The 18387-nt window shown below is 70.3% G+C and carries 21 protein-coding genes; 6 read left to right on the top strand and 15 right to left on the bottom strand.

The window, feature by feature from the left end; all coding sequences use genetic code 11:
- Both AB0B82_RS33675 and AB0B82_RS33680 read left to right on the top strand, forming a co-directional pair.
- On the top strand, positions 1-342 hold a 342-nt coding region (locus tag AB0B82_RS33675), incomplete at its 5' end, for a hypothetical protein (protein WP_360178037.1).
- Positions 343-502: 160 nt separating this feature from the next.
- Positions 503-1435: a GNAT family N-acetyltransferase gene (locus tag AB0B82_RS33680; RefSeq protein ID WP_360178040.1), complete on the top strand. Its 933-nt coding sequence runs from the start codon at positions 503-505 to the stop codon at positions 1433-1435.
- Between the two features lie 117 nt (positions 1436-1552).
- Here the strand turns inward: AB0B82_RS33680 and AB0B82_RS33685 are convergent, their stop codons facing one another.
- Positions 1553-2035 carry an FHA domain-containing protein gene (locus AB0B82_RS33685; protein ID WP_360178043.1) on the bottom strand — a complete coding sequence of 161 codons (483 nt, stop codon included), beginning with the start codon at positions 2033-2035 and terminating at the stop codon, positions 1553-1555.
- A 10-nt stretch (positions 2036-2045) separates the two neighbouring features.
- Here AB0B82_RS33685 and AB0B82_RS33690 point away from each other — a divergent pair, with 10 nt between their 5' ends.
- Entirely contained in the window at positions 2046-2306 is a 261-nt protein-coding gene (locus AB0B82_RS33690; RefSeq protein WP_360178046.1) for a hypothetical protein, read from the top strand.
- A gap of 40 nt (positions 2307-2346) precedes the next feature.
- Here AB0B82_RS33690 and AB0B82_RS33695 read toward each other — a convergent pair whose 3' ends face one another.
- The 11 genes from AB0B82_RS33695 to AB0B82_RS33745 all read right to left on the bottom strand — a co-directional run bounded on the left by AB0B82_RS33695 (position 2347) and on the right by AB0B82_RS33745 (position 15229).
- Complete coding sequence (locus tag AB0B82_RS33695) at positions 2347-3624, bottom strand: VWA domain-containing protein (RefSeq protein WP_360178049.1); 1278 nt, start codon at positions 3622-3624, stop codon at positions 2347-2349.
- 23 nt (positions 3625-3647) lie between these two features.
- Positions 3648-4709: a PP2C family serine/threonine-protein phosphatase gene (locus tag AB0B82_RS33700; RefSeq protein ID WP_360178052.1), complete on the bottom strand. Its 1062-nt coding sequence runs from the start codon at positions 4707-4709 to the stop codon at positions 3648-3650.
- Positions 4706-7054, bottom strand: a complete 2349-nt coding sequence (locus tag AB0B82_RS33705; RefSeq protein ID WP_360178055.1) for a tetratricopeptide repeat protein — start codon at positions 7052-7054, stop codon at positions 4706-4708. Before AB0B82_RS33705 ends, AB0B82_RS33700 begins: the two co-directional genes overlap by 4 nt.
- Positions 7051-8166 (bottom strand): hypothetical protein, encoded by a 1116-nt coding sequence (locus AB0B82_RS33710; RefSeq protein WP_360178058.1) that lies wholly within the window; start codon positions 8164-8166, stop codon positions 7051-7053. Before AB0B82_RS33710 ends, AB0B82_RS33705 begins: the two co-directional genes overlap by 4 nt.
- On the bottom strand, positions 8163-9155 hold the full coding sequence (locus tag AB0B82_RS33715; RefSeq protein ID WP_360178061.1) for a glutamate ABC transporter substrate-binding protein: 993 nt from the start codon (positions 9153-9155) through the stop codon (positions 8163-8165). The genes AB0B82_RS33710 and AB0B82_RS33715 overlap by 4 nt, the downstream gene beginning before the upstream one ends.
- Positions 9152-10501: a hypothetical protein gene (locus AB0B82_RS33720; RefSeq protein WP_360178064.1), complete on the bottom strand. Its 1350-nt coding sequence runs from the start codon at positions 10499-10501 to the stop codon at positions 9152-9154. The genes AB0B82_RS33715 and AB0B82_RS33720 overlap by 4 nt, the downstream gene beginning before the upstream one ends.
- Positions 10498-11961 (bottom strand): AAA family ATPase, encoded by a 1464-nt coding sequence (locus AB0B82_RS33725; protein ID WP_360178067.1) that lies wholly within the window; start codon positions 11959-11961, stop codon positions 10498-10500. Before AB0B82_RS33725 ends, AB0B82_RS33720 begins: the two co-directional genes overlap by 4 nt.
- A complete protein-coding gene (locus tag AB0B82_RS33730) occupies positions 11958-12536 on the bottom strand; it encodes a hypothetical protein (RefSeq protein ID WP_360178070.1) in 579 nt (192 codons plus the stop codon). Before AB0B82_RS33730 ends, AB0B82_RS33725 begins: the two co-directional genes overlap by 4 nt.
- 87 nt (positions 12537-12623) lie before the next feature.
- On the bottom strand, positions 12624-13886 hold the full coding sequence (locus AB0B82_RS33735) for a toxic anion resistance protein (protein ID WP_360178072.1): 1263 nt from the start codon (positions 13884-13886) through the stop codon (positions 12624-12626).
- Positions 13887-13985: 99 nt separating this feature from the next.
- Positions 13986-14441 carry a dihydrofolate reductase gene (locus AB0B82_RS33740; RefSeq protein ID WP_360178075.1) on the bottom strand — a complete coding sequence of 152 codons (456 nt, stop codon included), beginning with the start codon at positions 14439-14441 and terminating at the stop codon, positions 13986-13988.
- A complete protein-coding gene (locus tag AB0B82_RS33745) occupies positions 14438-15229 on the bottom strand; it encodes a thymidylate synthase (RefSeq protein WP_360178078.1) in 792 nt (263 codons plus the stop codon). The genes AB0B82_RS33740 and AB0B82_RS33745 overlap by 4 nt, the downstream gene beginning before the upstream one ends.
- 123 nt (positions 15230-15352) lie before the next feature.
- Between AB0B82_RS33745 and AB0B82_RS33750 the strand changes: the two genes are divergently transcribed.
- The gene (locus AB0B82_RS33750) at positions 15353-16033 is read left to right on the top strand and encodes a peptidyl-tRNA hydrolase (protein WP_360178081.1); all 681 of its coding nucleotides are present in this window, start codon (positions 15353-15355) and stop codon (positions 16031-16033) included.
- On the opposite strand, the gene AB0B82_RS33755 is transcribed toward AB0B82_RS33750, so the two are convergent.
- The 3 genes from AB0B82_RS33755 to AB0B82_RS33765 are packed head-to-tail and all read right to left on the bottom strand — an operon-like array spanning position 16015 to position 17416.
- Positions 16015-16614 carry a dihydrofolate reductase family protein gene (locus tag AB0B82_RS33755; protein ID WP_360178084.1) on the bottom strand — a complete coding sequence of 200 codons (600 nt, stop codon included), beginning with the start codon at positions 16612-16614 and terminating at the stop codon, positions 16015-16017. The two genes, AB0B82_RS33750 and AB0B82_RS33755, sit on opposite strands and share 19 nt — an antisense overlap.
- A 2-nt stretch (positions 16615-16616) precedes the next feature.
- Entirely contained in the window at positions 16617-17087 is a 471-nt protein-coding gene (locus AB0B82_RS33760) for an SRPBCC family protein (RefSeq protein WP_360178087.1), read from the bottom strand.
- 2 nt (positions 17088-17089) lie between these two features.
- Complete coding sequence (locus AB0B82_RS33765; RefSeq protein ID WP_360178090.1) at positions 17090-17416, bottom strand: metalloregulator ArsR/SmtB family transcription factor; 327 nt, start codon at positions 17414-17416, stop codon at positions 17090-17092.
- Positions 17417-17540: 124 nt separating this feature from the next.
- On the opposite strand from AB0B82_RS33765, the gene AB0B82_RS33770 reads away from it, so the two are divergent.
- Together AB0B82_RS33770 and AB0B82_RS33775 are read left to right on the top strand one after the other, a co-directional pair.
- Positions 17541-17765, top strand: a complete 225-nt coding sequence (locus AB0B82_RS33770) for a hypothetical protein (RefSeq protein ID WP_355482875.1) — start codon at positions 17541-17543, stop codon at positions 17763-17765.
- A complete protein-coding gene (locus tag AB0B82_RS33775; protein ID WP_360178093.1) occupies positions 17765-18283 on the top strand; it encodes a Clp protease N-terminal domain-containing protein in 519 nt (172 codons plus the stop codon). Before AB0B82_RS33770 ends, AB0B82_RS33775 begins: the two co-directional genes overlap by 1 nt.
- Positions 18284-18387 lie beyond the last annotated feature (104 nt).

The following is an 18387-nucleotide window of genomic DNA, read 5'->3' on the forward strand; positions in this document are numbered from 1 at the left end:
AGTGAGCCGAGCACGATCAGCACCAGCACACTGCTCACGGTGATCAGCGTGCTGTTCAGCAAGGCTGTGCTCGTCACAGTGCCCGTGGCAGTGCTCGTGGCTGTGCTCGTCACAGTGCCCGTGGCAGTGCTCGTGGCTGTGCCCGTCACACTGCCCGTCACAGTGCTCGTGAGGGTGGGCGCGGAGTGGGACGGGGCGGGGGCGGCGTGGGGCAGGGCTGGGGCGGCGTGGGCCGTGGGGCCGAGGGCGGCGGTGGTCGCCAGGGCTGCGGCGGCGATGAGGGTTCTCATGGTCGGAGGCTGCCCGCGGGACCGGGCGGCGGTACATCCCAACTGTGAATAACGGATGGACTATGACCCCTCGTACCTCTACAGTCGGCAGCGGCGAGGAACCCATGAGTGGAGGGAGCGACCGATGAACACCATGACCTGTTTCCCGGCGCGCCCGGACCGCTCACACGGCTCGCACTGAGCGGAGCGGCGCGCCTCCTGCTGGAGGATTTGTGACCATCCGCACCACCGTCGAGGCCGACCTCGACACCATTCACGCTCTGATCGAGCAGCAGTCCGTCAACACCGTCACCCTGGAGCGGTACACCGAGTACGTTGCCAAGGGCTATTACAAGCACGCCTGGACCTGGGCGTACGAGGAGAACGGCGCGATTCAGGCGCTGGTGATCTGGTGGGGCTTCCCCGGTGGGGAGCACCCGTTCAGCATCGACGGCCTGTACTACGCCGGTGACGGCGACCCGGTCCCGGTGTGGACCGAGCTGCTCAAGTACGCCGTCGCCGATCGCCCGGCCGATGCCGAGCCACCGGAGTACCACTTCTTCCTGGAACCCGACTGGCAGGACCGGCCCGAGGTCGTCGCGGACCTGGACACGCGGACCCGGGCGGCCGCCGCGATCGGGATGACCGCGGTCACCGACCGGCTGCGGTACGAGTGGAAACCGGCGTACGGACTGCCGGAGCGTTCCACGCGGCTCACGTTCGAGCCGGCCGACGACGAGGCGTTCGTGGACGTGTTCATGCGCGTCAGCGAGGCCAGCCTGGACGCCGCCACGGCCCGCGAGATCAAGCGGCTCGGCGTCGAACAAGCAGCCCGCGAGGAGCTGGCGACGTACAAGGCGATGCCGGGGGATCGCGAGTGGTGGCGGCTGGCGTACGACGCCGACCGTGAACTGGTCGGTTTCGCGATCCCGTCGGCGAACCCCGGCGGTCCGGTCGTCGGGTACCTCGGCGTGGTCCCGGAGCACCGCGGGAAGAGGCTGAGCGACGACCTGCTGGCCGAGATCACGCACCTGCTGGCGGAGACCGGCGCCGAGCAGATTCGGGCCGACACCGACTTCGGCAACGTCCCGATGGCGCAGAGCTTCGATCGCCTCGGCTACCGCGTCTTCGCGGTCCGCCGCGTGCTGTCCTTCCCAGAAAACTGAACCGGACAGCTGGACCGGACAGCTTGACCGGTCAGCTGAACCAGAAGGCTGTACCGGCAGGCTGAACACACAGGGGCCGGACCGCCACCACGGTCCGGCCCCAAAGCCGCAGAACAATCAGGCCTGTCCGGCCAGCTCCTCCGGCGTCGCCTTGCGCACCACGAGACGTGTCCAGGCCCCGACGTAGATTCGGTCGTCCGGCTTCAGCTCCTGCCGCTGCCCCGGGATAATGGGTGTCTCCGGCAGCGGCCCGGCCGCGGACGCGACGTACGTTCCGTTCGAAGACTGCAGGTCCTCGACCCACCAGCGCTGGCCGTCGGTGGTCAGCTGGGCCTGCCGGCGACTGACGCCGGTGTCGTCGCCGCAGTCGATCTCCGGCGAGATGCCGCGGCTACGGGACGGCCGGCCGATCAGCAGGCTCTTCTCGGTCAGCGGGATGACGGCCGGCAGCCCCGGTGACGGGCACGGCTCGTCACTTTGCTGTACGGCGTGCCAGTCCGGGTCGACCCACCGCTCGACGACCCATTCGGCGGTCGCGGCGGGTGCCGGGGGGCTCGCCGGCGTGGACCCCAGGTCGAGCGGCGACGCGGGCCGCGGCATCGTGCCGGTGGTGAAGTCGTACCCGCAGCTCTCGCAGAACAGCGCGTCGGCCGCGGCCGGCTCCGAACAGTTCGGGCAGGTCTGCCCCGCCGATGCCGATGCCGATGCCGATGCTGGTCCCGACGCCGGAGCCGATCCCGATCCCGATCCCGATCCCGATCCCGGTGCCGGGTTGGCCCCCGGTCCAGGTGCGGGGACGGCCGGGGACGGCGTCGCGGTGGCTGCCGGGGTGCCGGCGGCACCGATCGGCAGACCGCAGACGTCGCAGTAGTCGGTGGAGGTGGAGGGGTGTCCGCTCGGACAGTTCACGGTCATTTCCGCACCCGGGTGGTCTTGGTGGAGGCTGTGTCGAGCGCCATCTCGTCGGCCTTCTCGACCGTGCGCTTGAGCCGCACCGTACCCGTTTCCTGGTCGTCGATGTCGACAACCTTGCGCAGCCGCGTGGTCGCTTCCTCGTTCCCGGTCGCCGCGGCGAGCTGCACGGCGCGCCCGAGCTTGGTGGTCGCGGTCGCGGTGTCACCGGCGGCCTTGGCGGCCAGGCCCTCCTGGATCGCCTGCGCCAGCTCGGTCTGGCCGGTGTAGTGCGCGACCTCTGGGCTGATCCGGGTGGTGAGCGCCTCGTCGGCGGACCACAGCGCCTTCACCAGGCCCTGCGCGACGGTCTGGTCGTTGATCACCAGCTGGACCCGCGCGGCCAGCTGCTCCTGGCCGACCGCCTTCGCGGCCAGCCGGATCGCCACATGGTAGTCACGGGACTCGTCGCCCCACGACCCGGTCGGGTACGCCCCGGTCAGCGGGTTGATCGCGGTCCGGCGCGAGGTCAGGTCCTCGACCGTCGGCGCGACCTGCCGGACGAACAGCACCTCGGCACCCTGCGGCGCCCAGACGCGCAGGTCGGCCTGGGCGACACCGCGGCTCATCGCGTTCTGGATCAGCTTGGAGAACTCGGCGGCCAGCTGGTCCGGCGCCGGGATGATGTCGACGGTGCCGAGCAGCGCCTGCGCGATCCGCCGTACCTCGTCGACCTGCCAGGCCACGCCGACGCCGCGGGTGTCGCACTGGAACTGGCCGGTGACCGACTCGATCGCCTGGGTCAGCGCCTCCGGGGTCTCGTGCTGGTTCTCGCCGTCGGTGAGCAGGATCGCGTGCTTCTGCGTCAGCGACGGCACGGTCGCGAAGACCCGCCCGGCCAGCCGCAGCCAGGTGCCCATCGCGGTGCCGCCGTCGGCGTAGAACCGGGACACGGCGTCCTTGGCGGCCTGCCGGGTGTACGGGTCCATCCGGACCATCACCGGTTCCGCGGACGGCGGGAACGCCAGCTGCGCGCGGTCGTTGCCGGAGATCACCGCGAACCAGACCCCGTCGAGGATCTGGTCGAGCGCGGTCTGCGCGGCGTACGCGGCGGCCTGGACGCCCTCGCGGCCCATCGAGCCGGAGGTGTCGACGATGATGATCTCGCCCGCGTCGCCGCTGCCGGACTGTCCCGCGGCGCCGGCCCCGGTGCAGTTCACCGTGACGATGGCGTGCACGTCGGTCCCGCCGTCGGGCAGGAACTCGTTCTGGTAGACGGTGGCGGTGAAGTCGGCCATCTCGGTCCTCTCCTTGGGTCCGGTCAGATCCGCGCGAGCGCGACGGTGATGTTGTCCTGGCCGCCCTGGGCGTTGGCCCAGTCGACCAGGGCGGACGCGGTGGCCTTCGGCTCGCCCCCGTGGTCCGCAGCTGTCTGACGTACGAGGTCGGCGAGCGGTGCCGCCTCGGAGCAGTAGTTCCACAGGCCGTCCGAGCAGACCAGCAGCCAGCCCGGCCCGCTCACCTGCAGGGTCGTGATGCGCGGGGTGTGGTCCGGCGCGTCCTTGCCGAGCCAGCGGGTGATCGCGTGCGCGTGCGGTCCGGACTCGGCCTCCTGCCGGGAGATCCCGGTGGCGATCAGCTCGGCCGCCCAGGAGTCGTCGACGGTCAGCGCGACCGGCTCCGCGTCGTCCGGGAACCAGTACGCGCGGCTGTCGCCGACATTGCCCGCGACCAGCAGCCCGTTCTCCAGTACGGCGGTCACGAAGGTGCAGGACGCCGGGTTCGGGCTGTCGGGGCTGGTGTTGTCGAGTACGGCGTCGTTCGCCGCGTCGGCCGCCGCCTTGATCCGCGCCGCGATCGCACCGGCCCGTGACGACTCGGTACCGAGGCCCTGCGCGTGGCCGGCCTGCAGTACGTCCCGGGCCGCCCGCGCGGCCGCCAGCGAGGCAACGTCGGAGTCGAGCGAGGAGCTGACGCCGTCGCAGACCACCAGCAGCGCGCGGCTGCCCGTTTCGGCGTCCGCGGCCAGCGCCATCGCGTCCTCGTTGCGGCTGTGCCGGATGCCGCGGTCGCAGACTCCGGCCACCCAGTCTGCGGGCTGCTCCTCGAAGTGGTCCCGCGGCTTCGCGGCCTTGGTCCCACAGGTCTCGCAGTACCCGTCCGCGCCCACGGTGCCGCCACAGGACCTGCACGGGCCGGCGGGCGCCGCGTCGGGCGCGGACGCCGTACCGATCTCCACCGTCGGCTCGGTGTCGGTGTCCAGCGCCGCCGACGGGGCTGCCGCACCAGGCTTCAGCTCGGTGCCGCAGGCCTCGCAGTACAGGTCGGCCTCGGCCACCGGACCGCCGCAGTTGGGGCAGGCCGTGTCGGTCGAACTCGTCATCGCAACGTCCATCCTCGTACCTCGTTCGCCCGGTCGACCAGGACGATCCGTTCCGTCCGGGTCGGGGCCTGGTCAGCCAGGAACCGGTACGTTTCCTCGAGCCCTGCCCGTAGGGAGGACTCGGTCGCCGCCCGGCCGTCGATCCGGACCGCTTCCTGCGGACCGGCCTGCTGAACCTCCGTCAGTGCGCTCCGGTACACGTCGGCGGCCAGGTTGGCCCGGTCGACCGGGTCGATGGTCAGCGTGGCGATGCTGTCCATCGCCTGGGCGAGCGCGGGAAGGCCACGGCCTGATCCTGCCAGCAACCCGGCTCGCTGGCGACGAGCCCGCACGTACGCGCCGCTGGTCCGGGGCACCAGGTCCAGCGCCGCGAGCGCGCCGTCCAGGTCGTTGCGCCGGGTCCGGATGTTCGCCAGCCCGAACGCCGACGGCGCGATGTAGTTGGCGTCGGTGCGCGCACAGGTCAGGTAGAGGCCTTCGGCAACATCGAACTCGCCGCTCTGCTCACAGGCGATCGCCAGGGCCAGTTTCGGCGCCAGCTCACCCGGCACCTGGCCGTAAACGGCGTTGAACGCGGACTGCGCACCGACGAAGTCACCCCGGGCCAGCGCGACCAGACCGGCCATCCAGACCGCCCGCCACTCCCACGGGTCCTGGCTGAGCAGGTCGGACACCGCCGTGTCGACCATGTCGTAGCGCTCGGGCCCGATCTCCAGCGCGGCCGCAGCGACCTCCAGCAGCGTCTGCGGCGACTGCTCCGGCGCGTCGACCAGCAGCTCCAGCCGCTTGGCCGGGTCCGGCACGCTGACTGTCTTGAGCCAGCCGGCCATCTTGTCGCCGTCGTCCGGCGCCAGCGCGGGCAGCTGCTTCCACGGGTGGGCGGTGTCGTTGACACCACTCGGCGCACCGAACAGCAGCGACGACGCCGAGTGCTGCGCGGCCTGCACACCCTGCTTGTCGGCCACCACCTCACGCAGTACGCCGAGCAGCTGCACGCGGAACTCGTCCGCGGACTGGAAACGGTCCGCCGGGTCCTTCGCGCACGCTTTGGCCAGCAGGCGGTACACCGAGTCGTACTTCTGGAACAGCGGCACTTCGCTCACCGGCGGCAGCGAGTCGACGTACCGGCTCTGGTAGCCGCGGAACTCCATCGCGAGCACGCACAGCGTCCGGCCGAGCGTGTAGATGTCGGAGGCCACCGACGGGCCGACCTCCGCCACCTCGGGCGCCTGGAAGCCGACCGTGCCGTAGATCGCCGAGTCCAGGTCGTCGATCCGCCGGACACCGCCGAGGTCGATCAGCTTGACCGCGTCGCCGACCTGGATGATGTTGTCCGGCTTGAAGTCGCAGTACACCAGGCCGAGGTCGTGCAGGTACGAGAACGCCGGCAGGATCTCCAGCAGGTACGCGATCGCCTGGTCGATCGGCAGGGCGTCGTACTGCCCGTTGTTGGCCGCCATCCGCTGCTTGAGCAGGCTCTTCAGCGACGTCCCGCCGACGTACTCCATCACGATGTAGCCGGCGCCGGCGTGCTTGACGAAGTTGTAGATCTCGACGATCAGCGGGTGCTCGACGCGGGCCAGGAAGGTCTGCTCGGCGATCGCGGCCGCGACCGCGTCCGGGTCTTCGGAGTTCAGCAGGCCCTTGAGGACGACCCAGCGGTCCGAGACGTTCTTGTCCTGGGCCAGGTAGATCCAGCCGAACCCACCGTGTGCCAGGCAGCCGGCCACCTCGTACTGGTCGTTGACCACGTCGCCCGGGTGCAGCTTCGGGTCGAACGAGAACCGGCTGCGGCACTTCGGGCAGAAGCCCTCGGTCCGGCCGGGCTGGCCGTTGCGGGACCGGCCGACCGGGTTGCCGCAGTTCGGGCAGTTGCGGCGCTCCTCCGGGACCATCGGGTTGGCCAGGATCGCTTTGCTCGCGTCGATCGGCGGGATCGTCGGGACGTGCGTCAGCCCGGCGCCGAGGCGGGCGCCGCGCAGCCGGGTGGACGACGTACCGAGCCGGCGGGTCAGCTTCGAACCGGCCGCGGCCGCGCGGGCCGAGCCGAGCGGCATCGACGCCAGCCGGTTCGAAGCCCGGGAGACCGTCGACACGGTGTTGAGTTGGTCCCCGCCCTGGTCGGATGCCGTACCCGCTTCGGGCGCGGGCGAGCCGCAGACGTCGCAGTAGCCGTCGAGGTAGGTGCCGGTGCAGCCGGGCTGGGTGCAGGCGCCGGTCACCGGGGCCGCTGGTGCCGCCTGTGCTGCCGGTGCAGCGGTGCTCGGCACGGCGGGGGAGCCGCAGACGTCGCAGTACCCGTCGACGATGGAGCCGGTGCAGCCCGGCTGGGTGCAGGTCGTCATCTCGTTCCTTCCAGGTAGGCCTGGTAGGCCGCTACCAGTGCAGCCAGGCGCGCCAGGTCGACCGGCTCGGCCTCGATCGCCGCCCGGCCGCGCCGGTACAGCTCGGCAAGATCGTCATTGCCTGGGGCAACAGTTGCCGCCTTCACCTGATAGGCGTCCAGCAGCTGGGTCAGCTCGTCGCGGCGTTCGAGCGCACCGCCGTACGCCGCCTGCGCCTGACCGAGCGCCCGTCGTACGGCGTCCAGCCGGGTCAGGTACTGCGCCAGCTCGGCCGGCGTGTTCGGCACCGGGCCGAGCGCGGTCACGTCCGGTACGGCGAGGCGCGGCGCCGGACTGACCGCCTTGACCGCCTTGTCGGCAAGCGCGCGGACCGCCGTACCCTGCGCCTCGAGTTCACCGCGGAGAGTGCGGGCGCGGGCGACGTCGGCGGCACGTTCCTTGCGGGTGGCGGCGCCGACGATCAGATCGCGTTCGAGCTTGGCGGCGTCCAGCTCGAACGGGCCGATCAGCCCGCCGATGTCCGCGCCGCGTTTGTTGCGCTCGGCAAGATCTGTCAGGCGGCGATCCAGATCGTGGTGCTTGGCGAGCGCGTCGTTGCGGGTGGTGGCCGGCTCCTGCTTGACCAGGTCGCTGATCCGCTCCACCTGAGCACGCAACTGCCGCAACCGCGCGGCCAGGTCGGCGTCGCCGGGGTCGAGCGCGAGCTTGGCGCGCAGGCTGGCAGCCAGCGCGTCCGACAGTTTGCATGCTTCGGGCAACGAAACGGCGAGCTGTCCACCGGTGCCGCCGGCGTCCAGACCGCCCCAGATCAACGCCGCGATCCGCTCGGTCTCGGTCGGCCCGACCCGCCCGGAATCCCAGGTGACGAGGATCAGCTCGTACCGGTCCGAGACGGCCTTCCACACCGTCATCGCCAGCACGACGTCCGGGCTCAGCGCATCCGCGTCCGGCGAGTGCAGCGCCGCCTGATCCAGCTCGTCCAGCTCAGCCTTCCGCCGATCCCGCCACTCCCCGAGCGCGTTCAGATACGCCAGCAACTCCGAAGCAGTCGGCGTACCCCCCATCCGCCCCGGCGCCCCCGGCGACACCACCACCGGCGCCCGAACCGTCATTGCGGCGGGACCGGTCGGCCGTAAATGGGCACGGGCGGAGCGGGAGCCCTGCCGAGCGCGGGCGCCAGCCACCTGTCGTACGACGCCTTCCACTCACCGTTCGCCTTGATCTTCTCGAGCACGCCGTTCACGAACTTCACGAAGTCCGGATTCGTCAGCGCGATCCCCAGTCCGTAGGGTTCCTCGCTGAAGCGCTCGGGCAGCACCTTGGCGTACGGGTCCTGGGCGACGTCGCCGGCGAGCACGGTGTCGTCACCGCTGATGCCCTGGGCCTTGCCCTGCTGGAACAGCACCAGGCAGCCGGTGTCCGTATCGGCCGTGACCGGGTTGATCTTCGGGTTCCGCTTCTTCAGGTTCTCCAGGCTGGTCGAACCGGCCGGCGCGCAGATCGTCTGCCCGGACAGGTCGTCGGCGTCCTCGGCCTTCGAGTCGCGCTGCACCAGCGTCTTCTGCCCCGACCGGTAGTACTCGGCGGAGAAAGCGATCTGTTTCCAGCGTGCGCAGTTGATGGTCATGTTCCGCGCGACGATGTCGACCGGATTCTTCGTGTCGCGCAGCGCAGGGATCCGGTCCGGGCTGGAGATCACCCGCAACTCGACCTGGTGCGGCTCGCCCGGCAGCGGTTCGCCGAAGATCGCGTCGGCGACCGCATAGATCATGTCGATGTCGAAGCCCTGGATCTGCCCGGTGATCGGGTCCCGGTAGCCGAGGTTGTAGCTGTCGGCCGAGACGCCGGCGATCAACCGTCCACGTTTCTGGATCTTCTCCATGAACGAGCCGGCCGGCATCTGCCCCGGAGCCGGCAACGGACCGTCCGGCTTGAACGATGCGAGCGGGTTGACCCCCTGGCAGTCCGCCACGACCGGCGGGGCGGCTGTGGTGGGGGCCGGTTCGGGTTTGGCGGGGATCTGGGTGCTGGCGTAGTTGCCGTTGCCGCAGGCGGTGAGGAGCAGGGCGGTGGCGACCGCGGCCGGGATCAGCTTCTTCATCGGTACTCCTCCAGACGCTGCGACATGCCCCAGGCGACCAGCAGTGCGGCGACAATGCCCAGCGGTACGCCCAGCCAGCCGATCGGCGGCAGCCCGTCGCGCGCGTCGGTCAGCTCGGCCTGCACCGCCGTACTCGCGCTGCGCAGGCGGTCCGACGACAGCTTGTCGAAGGCGTTGAACGTGTTGACGGAGTTGGCGTCGGCACCGGACTTGCCGACCGCGAGGTTCACGGCGTCGTCCCACTTGCCACCGGCGTCGTCGGCACGGACCTTCTTGTGTACTTCGGCGTACGCCTGCCAAGCGTCGGTGAGTTGCACGTCGTTGCGCTGCACCTTGTCCAACTGGTTGGTCACCTCGCCGGCGGCGTCGTTGTACGCCTTGTCGAATGCCTCACCCGAGCCGCGCGCGACCAGCGTCAGGCTCTCGTTCGAACGGGCGTCGTACGCCGCGATCCGGGCGCGGGACAGCGCCAGCGTCCGGTCGTAGGAGGTGTCGCGGATGTCCTTCGCGGAGCTGGATGCGCTGGCCAGCGCGATACCGCCGATGACCGTGGTCAGCAGGACCACCACCGCGCCGGCCGCGATCGGGACGTTGAGGTAGCGGTGCGTGCGGCGGGCCAGCCAGCGCAGAGTGATCGCGAAGACGACCAGGGTGAGCAGGCCGCCGGGCAGCAGCCACAGGTTGCCCTTGCTGATGCCGTCGAACTCGGTGTCGACACGCTGCTCGTTCGCCTCGACCAGGGCCTTGACCAGCGGCAGCGAGTCGTCCTGCAGCACAGCGTTCGCGTCCTTCAGGTACTGCGAGCCGATCGGCAGCCCCTGGCGGTTGTTCGCGCGTGCCTGCTCGATGAGGCCTTCGTAGGTGAGCAGGGTCTTGTTCAGCGCACCGAGGACCTCGCGGTCCGCGGGCTGGGCGCTGGCGGCGTCGGCGATCAGGCCGGCCGCGGCGTTCATCGCGCCGACGTAGTGTGCGCGCTGCGCGGGCGGCTCCAGGCCGCCGACCAGGAACGCGTTGGTCGCGTCGGCGTTCGCGCTGACCAGGTTGGTGTGGATCGCCTGGATGCGGACCAGCTGTGCGGTGTTCGCCTGCGCGCGGTCGAGCGAACCCTCGGACTGGCTGAAGCCCTGCGAGGCGGCGAGGCCGAACACCACGCTCATCGCGGCGGCCAGGATCAGGAACGCGCGCATCCGGCCCGGCGTGCCTTCGAACCAGCGCGCGATCGCGCCGCGCGGGCCCGGGGCGTGGGCGGTCGGCTGCGGCGACTGCTGGGCCAGGTTGGCCGGCAGCACCGTCCCCGGCGGCGGGGCCGGCACGGCGGCGGGCGGCGCACTCTGCGTCTGGGTCACGCCTGTTCTCCTTGCTCGTCCTGCTGCTGGTCGGACTGCTTGGCTTCGGCAGCGTCCGCCGGCTCGTCAGGTGCCTCAGGTGGTTCAGGTGCTTCGGGTACGTCGGGCTCATCCGGCTGCTCGGAAAGGTCGGCGGCGAGGATCTGACGCAGCTCGTCCGTGGTCGGTGCCTCGACGTCGCGCAACCGCCAGGCGTGCCGGCCGATCGCGGCCTCCAGGACGTTCCGAGCGAACCGGCCGTTGCCGAACGAGCTGTCCCGCGGCGTGGTCGCGAGGATCTCGCGGAACGCGTCCACCGCCTCCGGCACCAGCTCGTAGTCGGCCGCCTCGGCGAGCCCGACCAGGATGTCGGTGAGCTCGTCGTCGGTGTAGTTCTCGAACTCGATCGTGGTCCGGAACCGGCTCGCCAACCCGGGGTTGGCCGCGATGAACGCCGCCATCGGCTCGGGGTACCCGGCAACGATCACCACCAGGTCGTCGCGCCGGTCCTCCATCTCCTTGACCAGCGTGTCGACGGCCTCCCGCCCGTACTGGTCGGCGCCCAGGTCCCCGGCGGTGAGGCTGTAGGCCTCGTCGATGAACAGCACGCCACCCGCGGCGGAAGCGACCACGTCGGCGGTCTTGGTCGCCGTCTGACCGAGGTACCCGGCGACGAGCTCGGACCGGTCCACCTCGACCAGCTGTCCTTTCGACAACAGGCCGAGCGCCTTGTAGATCCCGCTCACCAGCCGGGCGACGGTCGTCTTGCCGGTGCCCGGATTGCCCACGAACACCAGGTGCCGGGTGATTGTCGGACTCTTCAGGCCGGCTTCGGTCCGGAGCTTCTCGACGCGCAGTACGGCGACCTGCCGGTGCACCTCGCGCTTGACCCGCTCCAGCCCGGTCAAAGCGTCCAGCTCGGCCAGCAGTTCGTCGACACTCTTCTCTGACTCCGGCTCGGCCTCGGCCGCCGGTTCCGTGGCTGTCGCAGCAGCAGTCGTCGGAGCAGCCACGCCGGTCGGATCCGCCGTACCAGGCGCACCGGCGGGCAACGGCTTACCCGGCGCGCCGACGTGCATCGGTCGTGCACCTGCGGCCCGCAGTTGAGCAGCCGCGGCCACGGACGCGTTGCCCACGACCCTCATGGTCGGTTCACCCAGAGTGCAGGCCGCGGACGCGACCTCGGCCAGCGCCTCGGCGTACGCCGTCTTCTCCGGCGACCCGTTGGCGACCAGCTCGGTCAGTACGGCGGTCGGTGCGCCGCGCCAGCGACGCCCGCGCACAGCAGCGTCGAAGAAGTCCTGCGTCGTCCCGTCCGGAACGGCCTTCGCCCAGTCGGCGGGCGCACCCGGCGCGGACTCGGCCAGTGCGGCCGCCAGCGCCAACGCCTCGCCGCGCGCAGTGTCCTCGGCGACGCCGGCCCGGCCGGCGACGGTGACCAGCGCCGACAGCGCCTCCTGCAGTCCCCCCGCGCCGCTCATGACCCTCCTCGTCCAGGTGGTGGTGGCAACGGCCCCGCCCCGGGATCGGGCGCCGGGGTCGACTCGGTCGGGCCGAGGGCAAGCCCTCCGCCGGTCGAGCCGGTGCCGAACTTCTCCTGCAGGAACCGGCCGTGCGCGATCAGCGCCGCCGCGTCGGCCCGGTTCACCGCGTCGAAGACCTGGTCCATCGTCGCGGCCAAGAGGTCCAACTGGTCGATCAGGATCATCAGCGACGTCTTGCCGCGGTCCACCGGGCGCGTGTCGGCCCACTGCCGCGGCAGCCGCAGGTACCCGCCGATGGCCTCCGGCAGGTAGTCGGTCGCCGTCGCCATCACGGAGTACGCCTGCGCACTGCCGCCCAGGTTGCCGAGCCGCGGAATCGTCTCCCGCACCACGCGGACGACCCGCGCGACCCGTGACGCCACCACGGCCGGTACGGCGCCGCCGGCGACCAGTTGCTCGACCTGCACCAGGGCCGCGAGCAGATCGTCTGTCGTCGGCGGACGGGGGACCTGGACAGGCTCGGGCTCCTCCTTGCGGCCGGTCAGCCGCGCGAAGAAGTCACCCAGAGCCAACGCGCCGTCCCCCTCGTCCGTTTCTCGTGTCGTGTGTGTGCTTCGTGCAGCAGTTCTGGTCCGGCGGTTCCGGTACGGCGCCGCGGATCAGCGGCCGAGGTCGAGCTCGAGGCTGCCGTGCACGACCTGCTGGTTCTGGTTGGCGACCCGGTCCAGGTACGACCGGGACTTGGTCACCTCGGTCTCCAGCGTGCCGATGGTCGCGGCCATGTTGTCCAGCGCCTGCACCTTGAACGTGTCGATCGCGTCCATCGTCGCGTAGATGTTCTGGAACGCGGCCTGCAGCTGCGGCAGTCCGATGGTCGCCGACGCGGCCTGCTCCTGGATCGCGACCGAGTTGTCCTTGAGCATCTGCGAGGTGCGCTCGATCATGCCGCTGGTGGTGGTGTTCAGCGCGGTGATCTGGTCCAGCACGAGCTTCTGGTTGCTCAGCGCCTGCGCGACGATGACCGCCGTCCGCAGCGCCGACACCGTGGTCGTCGAGGCCCGGTCGACACCCTTGATCAGCTCGATGTTGTTCTTGATCACGATGTCGATGGCCAGGTAGTTCTGGATCGACACGGCCAGCTGGGTGAGCAGGTCCTGGTGCTTCTGCCGGACGTAGAACAGCACGTCCTCGCGAAACGCCTTCGCCTTCTCCGGGTCGGTCGCCTCCAGCTCCGCGATCGCCGCGGACAGCCGCGCGTCGAGGCGCTCGGCGACGTACACGTACTGGTTCAGCCGGGTCATCGCGTCCCAGAGCTGCTGCTTCTCCAGGTTCAGCGCGGCGTTGTCCTTGCCGAGCTCGTCCTGGCCGTTGCGCAGGCTGTGCAGGATGCCCTCGAGATGGCTCTGCGCGCTCTGGTACTTGCGGAAGTAGTCCTCGATCTTGTCGCCGAACGGGATCATCCCGAGTAGCTTCTTCACCCCGGTTGCCTGCTTCGGGTCCAGCTCCTCGACCGTACGGCGCAGCTCGAGCAGCGTCTTGCCGACCGTCGACCCCTCGGACAGGCCACCCTCCTGCAGCGCGCGCACCGGCGACTGCAGCAGCCGGTTCGAGCTCTCGGCCGCGGCTCGGATGTCGACATCGCCCATGCTGCGCACGTCACTGGCCTTCGCGGCGAACTCCGGCGACCGCGGCTCGGCGGCCATCAGCGAGGTGAGGAAGGTGTCCACCTTGCTGTCCAGCCCCGGCAACGCGGCCGGGTCGACAGCGGGCGCCATTGTCGGCGCGGCCGTCGCGGCTACCGGCTGTGACGGCGCGGGAGCGGTCAGTACCAGCCCCGGTGCGGTCGCCGTCGGCGGCTGCAACGGCGCCGCCGCGGGCTGTGCGGCAGCGGCCTGAGCAGCGGTGTTGTCGGCTTCAGTCATCGTGTTCCCCTCCGAGCGGCGCCCCTGGATACCTCCGTGACGCGCACACAATCTACGCGGTTCCCGGTCCCCCTGGCTCCAGGCGTTGCGTGCTCGTTGTTAGGTACGCCGGTACGTCACGAACGCGAAGCCGTCACCGGCCTCGCGGGCGGTCTCGGTCCAGGCGGTGCGGTCGAGGGGCGGGAACGTCACGTCGCCGTCGGGGGACTGGTCCACCTCGGTCAGCTCGAGCGTATCGGCGTACGGGAGGGCCTGGCGGTAGATCTCGCCGCCGCCGGCGACGTACAGCGTGCCGTCGTACTTGAGCGCGTCCTCGAGGGTGTGGACGACCTCGACACCGTCCGCGGACCAGTCGGGTCGGCGGGTGACGACGACGGTGCGGCGGCCGGGGAGCGGGCGGCCGATCGAGTCGTACGTCTTGCGGCCCATCACCAGCGTGTGGCCGAGGGTGAGGCGCTTGAAGCGCTGCAGGTCCTCGCGGATCCGCCAGGGCAGGTCGTTGTCCCGCCCGATCACTCCGTTGCGTCCGACCGCGGCGATCAGGACGATCGTCATACCGCGATCGGGGCCTTGATCCCCGGGTGCGGCTCGTAGCCGACCAGTTCGACGTCGGCGATCTCGTACGCGTCGATCGAGTCGCGGTGGTTGAGCTTCAGGGTCGGCAGCGGGCGCGGTTCGCGGGTGAGCTGCAGGCGGGCCTGGTCCAGGTGGTTCAGGTACAGGTGCGCGTCACCGAGCGTGTGCACGAAGTCGCCGACCTCGAGGCCGGTCTGCTGCGCCACCATGTGGGTGAGCAGCGCGTAGGACGCGATGTTGAACGGGACACCGAGGAAGATGTCAGCCGAGCGCTGGTACAGCTGGCAGGACAGCCGGCCGTCCGCGACGTAGAACTGGAACATCGTGTGACACGGCGGCAACGCCATGTCGTCGACGTCGGCGACGTTCCATGCGTTGACGATGTGCCGGCGCGAGTTCGGGTTGTTCTTGATCGACTCGAGGACCGCCGCGATCTGGTCGACGTGGCGGCCGTCGGGCGTCGGCCAGGACCGCCACTGGTAGCCGTACACCGGGCCGAGCTCGCCGTTCTCGTCGGCCCACTCGTCCCAGATCGAGATGTTGTTCTCGTGCAGCCACTTGATGTTGGTGGAGCCGCTGAGGAACCAGATCAGTTCGCCGATCACCGACCGCAGGTGCAGCTTCTTCGTGGTCACCGCCGGGAAGCCCGCGCGCAGGTCGTACCGCGACTGGTACCCGAACACGCTCAGCGTGCCCGTCCCGGTCCGGTCGCCCTTCTCGGTCCCGTGGTCGAGCACCTGCCGGAGGAGATCGAGGTACTGCTGCATGCCGTCACGCTAACACCCGGGCGTGAACCTCCAGGTAGGCAGAACTGCCGCTCGGACGGCGTGTCGTCGGCCGAATCGGGACTTCTGCATACCTGGAGATCCGCGCCTGACAAACTCGCTCCTATGGAACACGTGCTGACGCTGGTGGTGCGGGTCGAGAAGAACGCGCGGCCGGCCCAGACCGACGCCCTCGAGACGGCGGCGCGGGCGGTGCTCGCGATCCTCGCCGACGAGCGGTCGGACGGCGAGGGGGAGTGGGCCGAGGCGATGGCGGCCTGGCAGGACAACCGGATCCGCAAGATCACCAAGCGCGCCCGCGGTGCCGAATGGCGCCGGGCCGAGGCGCTGCCGGGGATCACCGTGCACGGCTCCGGCGCCGGTGCTCCGGACCAGCACCCGCCGGCCGAGGTCCGCGTGTTCCCGCCGACCCCGCTGGACGACGTACCGCCCGAACTCTTCAAGCTCCAGGTCAGCGGCACCGATTTCGAGGACACCACGGACCTTCCGCCGGTCGAACCCGGCGTACCGATCCTGTGGCTCAACCCCGCCCTCGAGATGTCCAGCGGCAAAGCGATGGCCCAGTGCGGCCACGCTGCCCAGCTCGCCTGGTGGCAACTGTCGTCGCAGTCCCGCAAGGAATGGGCCGCCGCCGACTTCGCCCTGGCCGTCCGCACCGCGACCCCAGCGCGATGGGCCGGCCTGCTGCGCTCCGACCTCCCCGTGGTCCAGGACGCCGGCTACACCGAGATCGCCCCGGGCTCCAAGACCGTCATCGCCGACCACCCTCACTTACGCACGCGGTAGTGCAGGTGTTGCGCGGTGGGCGTCGACACGGCGTCGACAAGCTCCAGCGCGTAGGACGGGGCAGGTGCGGCCGGGAAGAGGCGAGTGCCGCCGCCCAGAACGACCGGCGCCACGTGCAGACGGAGGACGTCGGCATATCCCTCGGCGAGCACGGCCTGGCAGATCTGGCCGCCGCCCATCACGTAGACGTCCTTGCTCCCGGCAACCTCCTTGGCCTGTTGGACCGCGTCGGCGGGGCCCGCGACGAAGCGGAAGCGATCCCCGAGGCGTGTCTTCTCGGGTGGTGCGTGCGTGACGACGAAGACCGGCGGGTTGACCGCACCGGTGGGCTTGGCGCCGTACCCCAGCTCCTCGTTCCAGCCGTCCGGGGCGTCGATGACGTCGAAGAGATTCCGGCCTTGGATCACCGCTCCGGTGGCGTCGAAGGCCGCGTCGAGGATGGCGCGGTCGGCGTCGTTGCCGTGGAAGACCCATTCGTGCAGGGCCTCGCCGCCGTCGCCGAGCCCGTTGCCGACACCGGCGTCGGGGCCGGTGACATAACCGTCCAGCGAGACCGAGATGTCGACGACGACGAGGCCCATGATCAGGCCTCCTTCGCCACCAGCTCGGCGAGCCGGTCCATCGAGTCGTTGATGCCGTCGGTCATGCCGTACTGGATCGACTGGTCGCGGGCCTCGATCGACGGGAACACCGACCGCTGCCGCAGCCGAACGCCGTCCTCGGTCGGCTCGAGCGTCATCTTCTCGATGCACACCTCGCCCGGCGCGCCTTCCCACTCGAAGGTCTGGATGATCATCCGCTCCGGCTCGACGGTGTGGAAGACGCCGCGGAACCCGTACTCACCGGAGTCGTCGCGGTGGATGTAGCGGTACTTTCCGCCGGGGCGTACGTCGTACTCCTCGATTTCTGCCTCCAGGTTCCGCGGGCCGAGCCACTGGGCGAGCAGGTCGGGGTCCGACATCACCCGATACAGCCGGGCGGGCGTGGCGGCGAACTCGCGGGTGACCTCGACGAACGGGGTGTTCGGAGGTGTGTTGATGGTGGTGCCGTTCATGGTTACAGCTCCTTTTCCAGTAGTGCGTCGATCCGGCGGAACCGCCGTTCGGTGGCGAGCCGGTACTCGTCGATCCAGCTCGTCAGTGCTTCGAGGGCGGCCGGCACCAGGTGGCACGGGCGGCGCTGGCCGTCCCGCGTGCGGGTGATCAGCCCGGCGGCCTCCAGCACCTGGATGTGCCGGGACACAGCCTGCTTGGTGATCGGGAACGGGTCGGCCAGCTCGTTCAGCGTGGCCGGGCCGCGCGACAGGTGCGCGATCAGCGCCCGCCGCACCGGGTCGGCCAGGGCCGCGAACGCCCGGTCGAGCTGGTCGTCATCAACCGTCATGTTTATCAACCGTTCCCTTGATCAACTGATGTGTTGACTATAGAGCCGTCATGGAAGGGCGGTCAAGCCCGGAGGTTTAGCAACTTGGGTTGACAGTCGATGGTTGTCAACCTAGGTTGCTTATATGACCGAGTTGGTGGATCCCGAAGATCCGGCGGCCGGGCTGGCCGCAGTGGTTGCGTTGCGCCGGCTGGCCGACCGGCTGGAGGACAGTCAGGTGGAGCGGGCGATGCGGGCGGGCTGGAGCTGGTCCGAGGTGGCCGAGGTGCTCGGGGTCACCCGGCAGGCCGTGCACAAGAAACACGCCCGGCGGCTGATTGCCGCCGGTGTCGCCCTGAGGAGGCGCTGATGTCGGACAACAAGAACGATCGCGACGACGGGCGGCGGGACGGGCCGAAGGATGTGCGCGCGATTCTCGTGCAGGCCGCGCGGGACGAGGCGCGCCGGGAAGGATCGAGGACGGTCGAGGCGGAACATGTTCTGCTCGCACTCGCGGCGGTGAAGAGTTCGGCTGCCGCGCGCCTGCTGGCCGACGCCGGCCTCACCGAGGATGCGATCCGGGCCGCGTTGAACCGCGAATGGGAAGCCGGCCTCGCCGCCGCCGGGATCGCCGTCCGCGTGGCCGAGCTGCCCGAGTCGACGCCCGACCGGTCGCGCGATCCGCAGATCGGCGAGTCCACCAAGCTGCTGCTGCACCGCGGTGTCGAAGCGCCGCCGAAGCATGCCCGCTTCGGCCCGATGCGGATGCTGGTCGGGATCCTCGCCTCCGACCGGGGCCGCGTCGCCCGTGCCCTCCAGACCGGCGGCGTCGACCGAGCCGTCCTGCACACCCAGGCTCTCCAAGCGCTCGCCGCCGGATCCCGCTAGCTCGCCGGGCTAGAGCGTGTCTGACAAACATTGGGGCTGTTCGTTGAGAGCCTTGGTGTCGTGTCGAGGTTTCGGTTGTTGTCGGATGTGCAGTGGTCGTTGAT

Origin of the sequence: Kribbella sp. NPDC048915, from assembly GCF_040649595.1 — a bacterium.
In the GTDB taxonomy this organism is placed as follows: domain Bacteria; phylum Actinomycetota; class Actinomycetes; order Propionibacteriales; family Kribbellaceae; genus Kribbella.